This window comes from Streptomyces sp. NPDC002076, from assembly GCF_053593835.1.
This window is the reverse complement of sequence record NZ_JBSFDI010000011.1, coordinates 80461-93253: the sequence shown is the minus strand read 5'-3', so window position 1 is coordinate 93253 and position 12793 is coordinate 80461. Positions and strand designations below refer to the sequence as shown.

General features: G+C 70.8%; 9 protein-coding genes. 8 read left to right on the top strand and 1 reads right to left on the bottom strand.

Translation table 11 applies throughout. The annotated features are described in order from the left end of the window. The first annotated feature begins 81 nt into the window (after window positions 1–81). From ACWCQS_RS23655 to ACWCQS_RS23630, 6 genes are all read left to right on the top strand, one after another. Complete coding sequence (locus tag ACWCQS_RS23655) at window positions 82–732, top strand: N-acetylmuramoyl-L-alanine amidase (RefSeq protein ID WP_451006454.1); 651 nt, start codon at window positions 82–84, stop codon at window positions 730–732. 57 nt (window positions 733–789) lie between these two features. Beyond that, window positions 790–2097 (top strand): GAF domain-containing protein, encoded by a 1308-nt coding sequence (locus ACWCQS_RS23650; RefSeq protein WP_451006283.1) that lies wholly within the window; start codon window positions 790–792, stop codon window positions 2095–2097. A 57-nt stretch (window positions 2098–2154) separates the two neighbouring features. Continuing rightward, window positions 2155–3678 carry an aldehyde dehydrogenase gene (gene adh, locus ACWCQS_RS23645; RefSeq protein WP_451006282.1) on the top strand — a complete coding sequence of 508 codons (1524 nt, stop codon included), beginning with the start codon at window positions 2155–2157 and terminating at the stop codon, window positions 3676–3678. A gap of 106 nt (window positions 3679–3784) precedes the next feature. Continuing rightward, entirely contained in the window at window positions 3785–4276 is a 492-nt protein-coding gene (locus ACWCQS_RS23640) for a thiamine pyrophosphate-dependent enzyme (RefSeq protein WP_451006281.1), read from the top strand. 480 nt (window positions 4277–4756) lie between these two features. Beyond that, entirely contained in the window at window positions 4757–8932 is a 4176-nt protein-coding gene (locus ACWCQS_RS23635) for a S8 family serine peptidase (RefSeq protein ID WP_451006280.1), read from the top strand. 208 nt (window positions 8933–9140) lie between these two features. After that, window positions 9141–10133, top strand: coding sequence for a helix-turn-helix domain-containing protein (locus ACWCQS_RS23630; RefSeq protein ID WP_451006279.1), 993 nt, complete (start codon window positions 9141–9143; stop codon window positions 10131–10133). Window positions 10134–10229: 96 nt separating this feature from the next. On the opposite strand, the gene ACWCQS_RS23625 is transcribed toward ACWCQS_RS23630, so the two are convergent. Then, complete coding sequence (locus tag ACWCQS_RS23625; RefSeq protein ID WP_451006278.1) at window positions 10230–10799, bottom strand: TetR/AcrR family transcriptional regulator; 570 nt, start codon at window positions 10797–10799, stop codon at window positions 10230–10232. A gap of 285 nt (window positions 10800–11084) precedes the next feature. On the opposite strand from ACWCQS_RS23625, the gene ACWCQS_RS23620 reads away from it, so the two are divergent. Together ACWCQS_RS23620 and ACWCQS_RS23615 are read left to right on the top strand one after the other, a co-directional pair. Continuing rightward, complete coding sequence (locus ACWCQS_RS23620) at window positions 11085–12461, top strand: carboxypeptidase regulatory-like domain-containing protein (RefSeq protein ID WP_451006277.1); 1377 nt, start codon at window positions 11085–11087, stop codon at window positions 12459–12461. 10 nt (window positions 12462–12471) lie between these two features. Continuing rightward, complete coding sequence (locus ACWCQS_RS23615; protein ID WP_451006276.1) at window positions 12472–12729, top strand: hypothetical protein; 258 nt, start codon at window positions 12472–12474, stop codon at window positions 12727–12729. Window positions 12730–12793: the final 64 nt, after the last annotated feature.

Genomic DNA, 12793 nt, shown 5'->3' with positions numbered 1-12793 from the left:
GCGCGCCCCCGGCTTGCGGCGCCCCCACTCCCCCACAACTCCGGAAACCCCCCACACCCCGAAAGGCACCCGCCGATGGACATGGACATGGACCTGGCCGGACCTACCCGGCGAAGAGAACCGCTGCACCCGGCGAGCCAGGCCAGGCCCCGCCTGAGCAGACGACTCCTGCTGAAGGGTGCGGCGCTCGCCGCCGTCCCCTATGCGCTGCTCCCCGACCCACGCGCCGGTGCGCAGTCCGAGACCGTCGACTACCCGCCCGCCGAGTGGCAGTCGGCGAGCCCCTCCAACTACACCGCGTCCGACCGCCCCGGCAGCTACCCGATCGATCGCGTGATCATCCATGTCACGCAGGAGACGTACTCCAACACCCTGGCGATCTTCGCCAACCCGCAGAAGAAAGTGTCCGCGCACTATCTGGTCCGCTCGGCGGACGGGCACGTCGCCCAGTGCGTGCACGAGGCCGACATCGCCTGGCACGCGGGCAACTGGGACTACAACATGCGCAGCATCGGCATCGAGCACGAAGGCTGGGTGGACCAGCCGGCCTACTTCACCAACGCCCTCTATGAGCAGTCGGCGCGGCTCACGGCGGCGATCTGCGACAAGTACGGCATCCCGAAGGACAGGGAGCACATCATCGGCCACTACCAGGTGCCCGGCACCGACCACACCGATCCGGGTCCGTACTGGGACTGGGTGCGCTACCTGAGGCTGGTCAACTTCGCCTAGCCGGAAGACGATGGTCGCGGGACCGATGTCACTGTTTCACCGTCCGGGGAGGCCGGGTTGACCGATCCGTGGGTGGCCCTGGAGCCGGGGGCCGACCCCGCCGAGCGGGTCCGTGTGCTGCGCCGGGCGCACGAGACGTTCACCACGGCGGGCACGGTGCCGCGTCCGGTGCGCTCGGTGGTGGCGGAGTCGTGGCGGCGCAGCGCTCGGGCCGGTGTCGGGCCGGACGGCACCGCCAGCGTGGAGCTGACCGACGGCGACCTCGGCGCATACCGGGCGGAGCACCCGCTGGCGAGGGTGATGCCGCTGTTCCGGGAGCTGCTCGGCACGTTCGCCGCCGACGGCGAGCATCTGCTGGCGGTGTGCGACGCGCACGGCAGGCTGCTGTGGGTGGAGGGGCACCCGGCGACCCGGCGCCGGGCGGACGGCATGAACTTCGTGCCGGGGGCACGCTGGTCGGAGAGCGCGGTCGGCACCAACGCCCCGGGGACCGCGGTCGCCGTGGACCGGCCGGTGCAGGTGTTCGCCGCGGAGCACTTCATACGGCGCGTCCAGCCGTGGACGTGCGCGGCGGCACCGGTGCACGATCCGCGTACCGGGCGGGTCCTGGGCGCCGTGGACATCACCGGCGGGGACGGGCTGGCGCATCCGCACAGTCTCGGGTTCGTGCAGGCGGTGGCGCGGGCAGCGGAGGCGCAGCTCGCGCTACTGGAACCACCGGGGAGCGCGGTGGACACGCCGTTGCTCGGCGCGCTGGGCCGGGACGAGGCGGAGTTCGTGCTGGACGGCAGCCGGATCCGGCTCAGCCGTCGGCACAGCGAGATCCTCGTGCTGCTGGCCCGGCATCCCGAGGGGCTGAGCGGTGACGAGCTGCTGTGCGCGCTGTACGCGGACGAGTCGGTGACGCCGGTGACCCTGCGTGCCGAACTGGCCCGGCTGCGCAGGCTGTTGGGTTCGGGTCTGCTCGCCTCGCGGCCGTACCGGCTGACGGCCACGGTCGAGTCGGACGTCACCGTGGTGGAGCGGCGGCTCAGGGCGGGCACGGTCACGGCGGCGGCGGAGGCGTACAGCGGTCCGTTGCTGCCCGGTTCGCAGGCGCCGGCGATCGTACGGCTGCGGGACCGCCTCGCCGCTGAGCTGCGGACGGCACTCGTCGCGCACCGCGACCCGGACCTGCTGGCGGACTGGGTGCACGCGCCCTGGGGCGAGGACGACCTGGAGGTGTGGCGGGCGCTGGCCGCGGTGCGGCCCAGCGCGCCGGTGCGATCGCGGCTCGCCGCGCTGGAGGCCGAGCTGACGGCACCGGCCGGCCGGACGCGGGGGCAGGCCCGCGGCGCAACGTGGTTGCAACGTCCGCCCGCCTAGCCTCGCGCCCGAGAGCTGCCCAACGGCGGGCAGCGCTGCACCGGGAGGCAGACCAGCATGACTCGTTACGCGGCGCCGGGCACCGAAGGCGCGATCGTCTCCTACCAGGCGCGCTACGACCACTTCATCGGCGGGGAATACGTGCCGCCGCTGCGCGGGCAGTACTTCGAGAACCCGTCGCCGGTCAACGGACAGCCGTTCACCGAGATAGCGCGCGGCACCGCGGAGGACGTCGAGCGGGCGCTGGACGCGGCGCACGAGGCCGCGCCGGCGTGGGGCCGTACGCCGGTGGCGGAGCGCAGCGACATCCTGCTGAAGATCGCCGACCGCATGGCGGCGAACCTCGAAGCCCTCGCGGTGGCGGAGAGCTGGGAGAACGGCAAGCCGGTCCGCGAGACGCTGGCGGCCGACATCCCGCTGGCGATCGACCACTTCCGATACTTCGCGGGCGCGATCCGGGCGCAGGAGGGGTCGCTGGGCGAGATCGACGACGACACGGTGGCGTACCACTTCCATGAGCCGCTCGGGGTCGTCGCGCAGATCATCCCGTGGAACTTCCCGATTCTCATGGCGGCGTGGAAGCTCGCGCCGGCGCTCGCCGCGGGCAACGCGGTCGTCCTCAAGCCGGCCGAGCAGACCCCGGCCTCGATCCACTACTGGGTCAGCCTGATCGCGGACCTGCTGCCGCCGGGTGTGCTGAACATCGTCAACGGCTTCGGGGTGGAGGCGGGCAAGCCGCTGGCGTCCAGCCCGCGCGTGGCGAAGGTGGCGTTCACCGGGGAGACCACGACCGGGCGGCTGATCATGCAGTACGCCTCGGAGAACATCAAGCCCGTCACCCTGGAGCTCGGCGGCAAGTCACCCAACATCTTCTTCGACGACGTGTGGGCCCACGACGACGACTTCCGCGACAAGGCGCTCGAGGGTTTCACCATGTTCGCGCTCAACCAGGGCGAGGTCTGCACGTGCCCGTCCCGGGCGCTGATCCAGCGCGGTCACTACACGGAGTTCCTCCAGGCGGCGGTCGAACGCACCCGGCAGATCAAGCCGGGCCACCCGCTCGACACCGACACGATGATCGGCGCCCAGGCCTCCAACGACCAGCTGGAGAAGATCCTCTCCTATCTGGACATCGGCCGGCAGGAGGGCGCGAAGGTCCTCACCGGCGGTGAGCGCATCGAGTACGACGGCGAGCTGAAGGGCGGCTACTACGTCCAGCCGACGATCTTCGAGGGCGACAACCGCATGCGGATCTTCCAGGAGGAGATCTTCGGCCCGGTGGTCTCGGTGGCCTCCTTCGACGACTTCGACGACGCCATCAAGACCGCCAACGACACGCTGTACGGCCTCGGCGCGGGTGTGTGGACCCGGGACGCCAACACCGCCTACCGCGCAGGGCGCGCGATCCAGGCGGGCCGGGTGTGGACCAACTGCTACCACGCCTACCCCGCGCACGCTGCGTTCGGCGGCTACAAGCAGTCCGGTATCGGCCGGGAGACGCACAAGATGATGCTGGAGCACTATCAGCAGACGAAGAACCTGCTGGTGTCGTACTCACCGAAGAAGCTGGGCTTCTTCTAGACGCAGGAAATGGGCGCCTGACCAGGGCAGATGCCTGGCAGGCACCCCTTCCTGGCTCGCCCTGAAGGGGTGTTACGCACAAGGCCGTGATCAAGAGGGCGAGGTTGTGCATTCGGGCCGCGGCCTGGAGTCCCTCGGCGGTGCGGAAGCTCTGCGCCACGCGACGCTCTGGCCGGCGATCCAGAGCTTCCCGAGGCCGGGCGAGACAGCGGTCGTCGAGCTGGGCACCTCGCTCTTCGGAGCGCAGGTGATGCGGCTAGCGGCCGGGGCGACGTTCATCGGCCGGCCGCTGTGGGCCTCCGTCGGGTACGCCCTGCCGGCGGCCCTCGGCGCGCAGCTCGCGGCGCCCGGGCGGCGCACGATCCGGCTGCAGATCGACAACGGCCGCTACGCCGTCGAAAGACGGCTTCACGGTGGGGAACGGCGGTACAGCCGACATTTCCCGGTGGAGCTGGGCCTGCGCCCTGCTGCCCCCGTCGGACGTCCCGGACGTGCTCGAGCGAGCCACGGAGCAGTCGCTCGCCGCCGCCGATCCCGACCCGGCACGCTGAACGCCGATGACACCCGGGCCGTCGGCGCGGTGCGCGCTCAGGGGTGAGTACGTCCTGCGCCGTGGCGTGAAGACCCTGACCGCGGCGGTGCTCACATGGCGGCTCATCGCCTTGTGGTTACCGGGGCAGCAACAGTTCCTGGGCGTGGGCACTGCGTTGGCCGTGGCTGTCGCCGCCGCCTGGTCGCTGGGGGTCACCGCTGGAGCCATTGCGGCCGTCCTGATGGCGGGTGCTGCTCACCGGTGGACGTCGTAACGGCGAGGGCCGCCTCCACGTCGCATCGACTGCGGTGATCACTCTGACGGCTGCCGCAGCGGCTCCGGTGGGACATGTGGTCGGCCCCGCGGTCTCCGCCCTTGTCGGCGCCATGGTGGTGGCGACTTCCTGCCGGTTGGCAGAAGTCCGCCACCCTGCTCATCTTGTGGCGGCTTTTCCAGGTTGAAAGATTCCCCGCAGCGTGGGCGCTGTTCGGGGGCAGCGCCTTGTCTTTGCTTTCCCCGAGTTCGCTTGCAAGAAGTGGAGTGCCCATGAAACGGCGGAGACGAGCGTTGGCTCGCGGCCTCGCCATAGCCAGTGCGGCCGTACTGCTCGCCGCACCCGAGCAGTACGCGTCGGCCACCGGAGCGCAGACCTCTGCGGTCGATTCCGGTGCGAAAGGTACGGCTTCGGGGAGCGCGTTGCCCGGCATACCCGGGTCCTCGGCGCTCGGTCCGTGGCGCTCGTTCCAGCAGCCCATGCCCGCGCAGGCGGCGAAGAACGGCCCGCACCAGGTTCTTGTGGTGCTCGGCTCGGCCACTCACGTGACCGGCAAGTCGCTGGGCAAGAACCGCAGTTTGCAGGTCCGCACCCCGCTGACCTCGGACACCGCGGTCAACTCCGCACTCCACCGGTCTCACGCCGTCTCCATGCGGCCGCTGGTGCCGGGTCTCACCGCCGCCCAGGCCCGGCAACTGCACTCAGCCGCCCGGGCGAAGCTGGGATCCGCTGCGATCGACCTGTCCAAGGTCCAGGTCGTCCAGCTGGCCGGCGGCGACGCCTCGGCTGCCGCCCACGCGCTGGCCGCCGCACCCGGGGTCGTCTACGCCGAGCCCGACCGGACCGTCTCCCCCATGAACACCGGCGCCGTGCCGCTGCCCTCCTCAGTCGGCGCCACCGCGGGGAAGGCCGACTCGTCGGCGAGGGAGCAGGACAGCGGTGCGACCGGCACCGACGGTGTGCCCGGCAACGCGGCTCTCGGCACCTCGCTGCAGAGCTTCCTCAACGCCGGCGGCGTCGACGCGACAGGCGCCTACAGCCTGCTGAAGCAGCAGTTCCAGCAACTGCCCGGCGCCGGTGAGACCATCACCAACGTCTCGGTGGGCGACCTCACAGACGCGTCGACGCCGGACCTCGGCCCCGCGGGGCCGACGACCGTCGTCCAGAACGGCCGGCGATACCTGGACATCCCCACGATGCCCCTGATCCCCACCTACACCGCGGACGCGACCGGCGCGCTCGACCCGACCGGCTCGACCCGGGGGCAGGACTCAGCGCTGGGTGAGGTGCTGCTGGACTTCTCCGTGATGGCGCCGCTTCCGCACGACCTGCAGCGTCCGGGCATGCAGGGCAGCGGGAACTCGGACCTGCTGGGCATCGCCCCGGGGGCCGACTACCGGCTCGTCGTCCCGCAGCAGCCGACGTTCAGTCAGATCGCGGTGGCTCTGCTGGCTGCCGCCCGGCAACAGCCGCGGCCCGATGTGATCACCGCCAGCCTGGGCTACGGCACCGACGCTTTCGGGGTCGCCGGACGCTACCTGGAGGACGACCCGGTCCAGCAGTCCGTGATCGCGTCGATCGTGCAGCAGTACGGCATCACCATGGTGGTCTCGTCGAACGACGGGACCCGGCTGTTCACCAACGCGGCCGTCGGCCCCGACGGCGGCAGCACCCCGACCGACGTGACGCGCAAGGCTGCCGACACCACCAGGATCGACGACGACCAGCTGTCAACCACACCCAGCAAGGTCCTGGACTCCGGCGCGATCGCCGCGGGCGGCACCACGACCGACGACACACTGGCCGTGCCCCCGCAGAACGGCGCAGCCGCGTCGGGCAACGGGACCTGGGCGACCACCAGGCTCAACGGCTCCGGGATCTTTTCCTCGGGATTCGGCACCCGGATCGACGTCTCGGCGCCCAGTGACGGCATCCCCGCCTTCGAGCACCGAGGCCAGACCGCGCAGTCGGTGGCGGAGGTCCTCAGCGGAGGCACTTCGGCCTCCGCACCCGAGATCGCGGCCGCCGTGGCGGTCGTGCTGCAGGCCTCCCGGCTGACCGGGCAGCACCCGTCGCCCCAGGACGTCCGTTCGCTGCTGGAGCGCACCGGCCGGGCCGTACCGACCGCGCCGCAGATCGACCAGCCGCTGCACGTCGGTCCGCAGCTCGACGTCACCGCCGCGGTGCAGGCGGTCCTGGCCAAGGCGCACGGCAGCCATGTGACGGGCACGCCCCGGATCGTCCGGCTCTCCGTGGCGCATCGCCAGACCATCGGCGGGCTCGGTGGCTCCTACCTGGAGGCCACCGACCCCGGGTACATCGACCTGGCCGGACCGGGCACGGGCGCCGGCGCCACCGGTGAGGGCCTGGTGGGACCGGTGACCATCGGCGCCGATGTCACCGGCCTGAGCGACCGGGACGGCGTGAGCTACGCGCTGCGCATCAAGAACCATGAGTTCACCTCCGCTGTGCCGGCGATCCGGCTCACCCCCACGCAGCTGCTGGCCGCCGCCGGACTTCCGGTCGTCTCCGCGACGGACCGTCAGGTCCCGCTCACTTTCGAGGTGCGCCACGGCAACGAGGTGCTGACCTCCACCACTCACCAGCTGACCTTCGGCCCCACCGACGGCGGCTACGCCGAAGCACTCGCCCCGGTGGTCCAGCCCGTGGTCGAGGCGGGGCACTCCGTACAGGTGCGCTACGACCTGACCGGCGTGCGGAACGTCAGCTCGCCCCAACTGGTCGTGTCGCGGGTCGGCCACTGGAACCCCGCGTCGGCGCCCATCTTCTCCGCCGTCCACACCGCCCCGCTGACGGGACTGCGCGGCACCGTCACCGTCCCGGCCGACGCCTTCTCCGCCGGCGGCGGCATCTACGGCATCGGTGTCCTCCAGAACCCCGCGGGCGGCGCCAAGCGCGGCCCGGTGTACGGCGAGTTCGCCTCGGTCCGGGTCGACGGCGGTGACCCGTCGCAACGCCCGACGGCGCCGACCCTGGCTGCGAAGGGATCCGAGGAGTTCGGTCACCTGCTGGAGGTGAACCGGGCTGCGCCGCGATTCTCGGTGCACTACGACGTGTCGCGGGTCAAGGGTGCCACCGGCACGCTGCTGGAGTTCTCCGCACCCGGACCGAACATGTACAACTCCTACAACATGGTCAGCAACCAGAACGGCACCATCCGTGACCACAACGGGGTGGACAGCCCGGCCACGCTCGACCGCTCGCTCGCGGGCACGCGAGGCACGGCGGACCTCGACGCCCTCGCGCTCAAGCTCCCTTCCTCGATCGCCTACGACCTGCGGGTGTTCGCAGTCGACCAGCACGGCAGAACAGTCGGGCAGGCCTCGCCGACGTCCCTGCTGGCCTACGACGACGGAATGGCCCCCGACGGCACGAACCTGACCGACTTCGCGATCGTCCCCGGCGGCACGTCCGTCGCGGCGGTCGAAAGCCCCACCGGCGAAGGCTCGGTGTACGACTACGACGCCGCCACCGGAACCTATGGCCGCGAGCTGACGAGCGACCCCACGTACGGCTCCATCTACGAGGTGTTCGGCGTCGACTCCGCCCAGCACGCGTTGGTCCTGCACAAGCAGACGACCACCGGCGAGCAGTGGCTCGAGACGTACGACACGGGCACCGGCGACGCGGTCGGCAGCCCCGTCCGGGTCGATGACCAGTACGTCGTGACGGGCGGGCGGGTGGACGCCAAGCGCCACCGCGCAGCGGTGCTCGCCCACCGTTCGAGCGACCGGGCGGGCTTCGTCCTGCCCGTGGACACGGCAACCGGCGCAATGGGCACCCCGCTCCAGCTCGACCCCACTCCGGACGGGAGAACGTCGTACGGCCTGCTGGACGTGGACGAGTCGACCGGCCTCTTTTCCGCGCAGAAGACCGGCACCACCATCAACTGCGTGGCATCGATCGGCTCCGGCACGATGGCAGCGGTCAACCTGGACACCGGGACGGTCACCCAGAGCCAAGGCGGTATCCCCTGCGCCGGGGACCTCGCCGCCGACCAGAAGGGCAACCTCTACGAAACGTGGTACCACTCCTACAGCGTCAACTTCGCCGGCACCGGATACCTCGGGCAGCTCGGCGGCGGTGACCCGGTGAACGTCGGAACGGCTCAGACGCCCCTCGCGCTCGCCGTCGACGGGGAGCACCAGCTGGCGTTGCTCGCCTTCCGGTTCCCGGACCTGAAGCCCATGGGCGGCTTCCAGCAGTACGGCTTCACCGACAACAACGCCACCGGACGTATCGCCGTCGTCGACCTGAAGACAGGCAACACGGTGGGTACGGTGACCGGCGTCGAGTACCCCCTGTACGGCTCCTGGAACGGCCGGCTCGAAACACACCGCGAGCGCGTCATGCAGCTCGACCCGGCGACCCGGACGGGCTGGACGTACGCAGGCGACGGAAGCCAGATCCAGCAGTTCTCCTACTGATCCGATCCGCTTGCTCGACACCCGGGTCCGCGGGCGCCACAGCGCCCGCGGACCCGCGGCCTTGCGGTAACCGGCCATGACCCCTGGCCCCCCGGACCAGGCCCTCCTTGACGACATGGAAAATGTCGACGGGACAGCTGTGGCGCAGGAACAAAGGTGGCCGACATCCGCCGGCCGGCGGGCAGGCGACATGAAGGCGGAAAAGGCCATGACATTCAACGTGCTGGGACTGACACAGGAGACTGAGCGCGTCTACGCCGTGCTGGTCCATACGCCCCAGGCCACGGCTTCGGAGCTCGCCGGCGCCTGTGAACTCTCCGTTCCCTCCACCACGCGGCAGCTGGCCGATCTGGTCAAGGAGGGCCTGGCGACGCGGGCCACCGGTCGACCGCCCCGGTTCACCGCGGTGGCCCCCGACATCGCTGTCACCGCGCTGATCCGCCGCCGTGAGAAGCAACTCGATGAGGCCCGGTCGCAGGTGCACCGGCTGATGGAGGCACACCGGGAGGCGTCCCGGATCAGCAGCCCGGACCTCGCGGTGGAACTCCTCACCGAACGCGCCGACGTCAGTACCGCGGTGCAGTGCATGACCACCCAGGCACAGCGCGAGATACGGGCCTTCGACCGGCCCCCCTACGTCGACCGGCCTGGCAGCAACCTCGACGAGCAGATCAAGCGGCAGCGCCGGGGCGTCGCCCACCGCGTGATCTACGACCGCGCCGCCGTCGCCTGGCCGGGCCGCCTCGCGGACGACATCCTGCCCAGCGTCCGGGCCGGCGAACAGGCGCGTGTCCGTACCGAGCTGCCGCTCAAACTCGTGATCTGCGACAGCCGGGTCGCGATCATCCCCATCAGTTCGGCGCCGGGCGGTCAGTTGGCGGCGTATCTGGTGAAGAGCTCACCGATGCTGGTGGCCCTGGAGGCGCTCTTCGAGGTGGAGTGGGAGCGGGCGGTGCCACTGCCCCTGACGAGCCGCACAGCTGCCGAGGGGAGCCTGGAGAGCGGCACCGGCGAACCCGACCAGGAGACCCGCTCACTGGTGTCGCTGCTCGCGGCAGGGCTCACCGACGCCGCGATCGCCCGCGCCCAGGGCTGGAGCGAACGCACCGCCCAGCGCCGTATCCACCGCCTGATGAGTCAACTCGGGGTGAACACCCGGTTCCAGGCCGGGCTGACCGCCGCCCAGCGCGGCTGGCTGTGACCTTGCGCCGGATGGTCACTGACTCGGGAGTCTCGGAGGGCCAGTCGACGTCGGCCGGCGAGGCGTTCTGCGTGTAGCCGGCAGCAGGGTTCAAGCTCAGTCGGCCGCCGCGACTGCGTCCCTGATGAGGCGGCGGGCGGCCGCGTCGGTGCGGGCGACGTCATGGGTGACCAAGCGGTCCTGGCACAGACCGCGCAGGCCGGAGACGAGGAGCGTGGCCGCTGTCCGCGCCTGCTGTGGCGGGTGACCCAGCCGGACGTAGGCCGCGGCGATGGGGCCGATCATGACCTCGACGGTCTCGGCCGCGAGGTCGCCGTACTGCTCGGGATCGGTGGCGGCCAGGCTGAGCAGCTGGAGCAGCATACGGACCGGCCCGGACTGCTCCCCGACGGTCATCGCTTCCCACAGGGTATGAGCCGCCTTGCGCAGTCCCGCGCTGTCGCGGACGTCGTCGAACATCGCGTGCGCGTCGGGACGGCTGGCGGCCAGCGCCTGGGCCAGCAAGTTCTCACGGCTGCCGAAGTAGTACAGAAGCATGCGCTTGGTGGTGCCGATCGACTCGGCGAGCGGACTCAGCGACATCTGGGCGACGCCGTGGCGCTGGAGGTGGTGCACCACCTGCTTCAGCAGCTCGGCGCGCTTCTCGGCGTTGACGGGGCGAGGCACGCTTTGACTGTACCGACCGGTACGCGTATGGTCCAGGCAGACGTAGATGTGCCGATCGGTACGTTAATGAAGTGGCGCCATGGCGACGGTCAGGCGCGGGGCAGCCGAGAGGGGCGCCGTGAAACTGGTTGGACCGCGAACAGTGAACGACCGCCGGTACCGGAGAGGCGGCCACGGGGTGACCGGGGATCCGGTCGGCCGTGTGCCCCGCGGGCTGTGCGGCATGGCCCGCCGTGGCGGCCAGGGGGTGGTCCTGTGAAACACCAGCGTCCCCGGGGCATATCCGTGGCCAGAGTCCTCGTCGAGACCCTCACGATCCCGGCAGCACTCTTCCTCGGCCTGCTCTTCTGCTTCCCCATGGCCTTCCACCAGCCTCAGCCTCACCACGCCAAGCTCGTGATCGCCGGTCCCGCGGTGGAACGCAAGGTCGACACCGCCCTGCAGCGGCAGCATCCCGGCGGGTTCGACGTCACCGCCGTCCCAGACGCCCGGGCAGCCCGCCGGGCGGTGCTGGACCGGGACGCCGTGGCAGGCTTCGCCGCCACGGGCAGACATGCCGCCGTGCTCTACGTGGCCAAGGCCAACGGCGCCTCTCTCGAGCAGGCGCTGACCAAGGGCTTCACCCAGCTCGCGGCGCACAACCACCAGAAGCTCACCGTCGCGGACTTGGCCCCCACGGTCAGCAAGGACGGGTCCGGCGCGACCCTGGTCTACTTCGGGATCGCCTGGAACGTCCCCGGCTACATACTCGCCACGACCCTGCTGCGGGCGGTGACCTTCAACCGGCGCACGAAGCTGATCACGATCGCGGGCGTCGCCGGCCTCTTCAGCGCCGTGGGTTTCCTGGTCGGCACGGGACTGGGCCTCTTCCCCAACGACCCCGCGGCCCTGGCGATCGCCTTCCTGCTCACCACGGCCGTGGCCACGTTCTCCCTCGGCATGGCGCCCTTCGTCAAGCACTTCTTCCCCCTGGCGGGTCTGGGCCTGTACGTCGTGCTGAGCGTTCCCTCCAGCGGCCTGGTCCCCGTCCAGCTGCTGCCGGGGTTCTTCCAGGCCCTGCACGCCGTCATGCCGCTGGGCAACGCGGTCGACGCCCTGAGAGGAGTGCTGTACTTCGACGGCGCCGGGGTGCTGAAGCCGGTCCTCGTGCTGTGCGCGTGGATCACCGCCGGTTGGGCGCTGCTGGGCCTCGACGCCTGGCACCACCACCGCATGGCCGTACGACGGGGAGCGCAGGACGAGCCCGAGGACATTCCCGAACCGCCGGTGGAGGACCCCTCCCTGGAGACGCCCACACCCACCGCGCTACCGGTCCACCCCCACCACTTCGGCGAGCCGTTGCCGATGCTGGAGGGCACCGTCCACGACGGCGAACAGCAGCCCGTCCGCCATGCCGCGGTGACCGTCATGGACACCGGCGGCCGGCAGTTGGTGCGCACCACGACCAACGCGCGCGGCGAGTACGCCGTGACCGGACTGCCCGAGGGATACATCAGCGTCGTCGTCTCGCACCCCGGCCGAGACCCCCTGGTCCACCAGAAGCTGCTGCAGTCCGGAGTGGCCGTCCGGGCCGACTTCACCCTGCACGACCGGCGCAACGGCACGTCAGTCCGCGCGGATGCTCAACGCCTCGACCTCGGACACGCGAGACACGGATCCTGAGACCACACGGATGGCGCCGGCCGGGGCCGACGAGGTCGATGTGCCCTGCTCGACTGCGCACCGCGACGGTCTCGATCGCCCGCGAAACCGCACCGAACTGCCCGGCGCCCAGCGACGCGGTCCGGCCGCCTACGCCGACGTCCGACATGTCTACCGGGTCCGGTATGTGTCCCTCGTCAGCGCGGCACCCACCGCCACCTACCTCGACGCCCGCGACCAGTGGATGACCGAACAGTTCCTGCCCGAGGCTGAACAAGATGGTGCATGAACTCTCGCTTCGGGATCCATCGCTTTACGTGTCCCGGGAGCGCCGTCAGAGTAGAGGCACCTCG

What these genes read in the sequence shown, in the direction of transcription:
- ACWCQS_RS23615 (WP_451006276.1), top strand. Translation starts at nt 12,472, where the DNA reads ATGGCGCCGGCCGGGGCCGACGAGGTCGATGTGCCCTGCTCGACTGCG.
- ACWCQS_RS23635 (WP_451006280.1), top strand. Translation starts at nt 4,757, where the DNA reads ATGAAACGGCGGAGACGAGCGTTGGCTCGCGGCCTCGCCATAGCCAGT.
- ACWCQS_RS23630 (WP_451006279.1), top strand. Translation starts at nt 9,141, where the DNA reads ATGACATTCAACGTGCTGGGACTGACACAGGAGACTGAGCGCGTCTAC.
- ACWCQS_RS23655 (WP_451006454.1), top strand. Translation starts at nt 82, where the DNA reads ATGGACATGGACCTGGCCGGACCTACCCGGCGAAGAGAACCGCTGCAC.
- adh (WP_451006282.1), top strand. Translation starts at nt 2,155, where the DNA reads ATGACTCGTTACGCGGCGCCGGGCACCGAAGGCGCGATCGTCTCCTAC.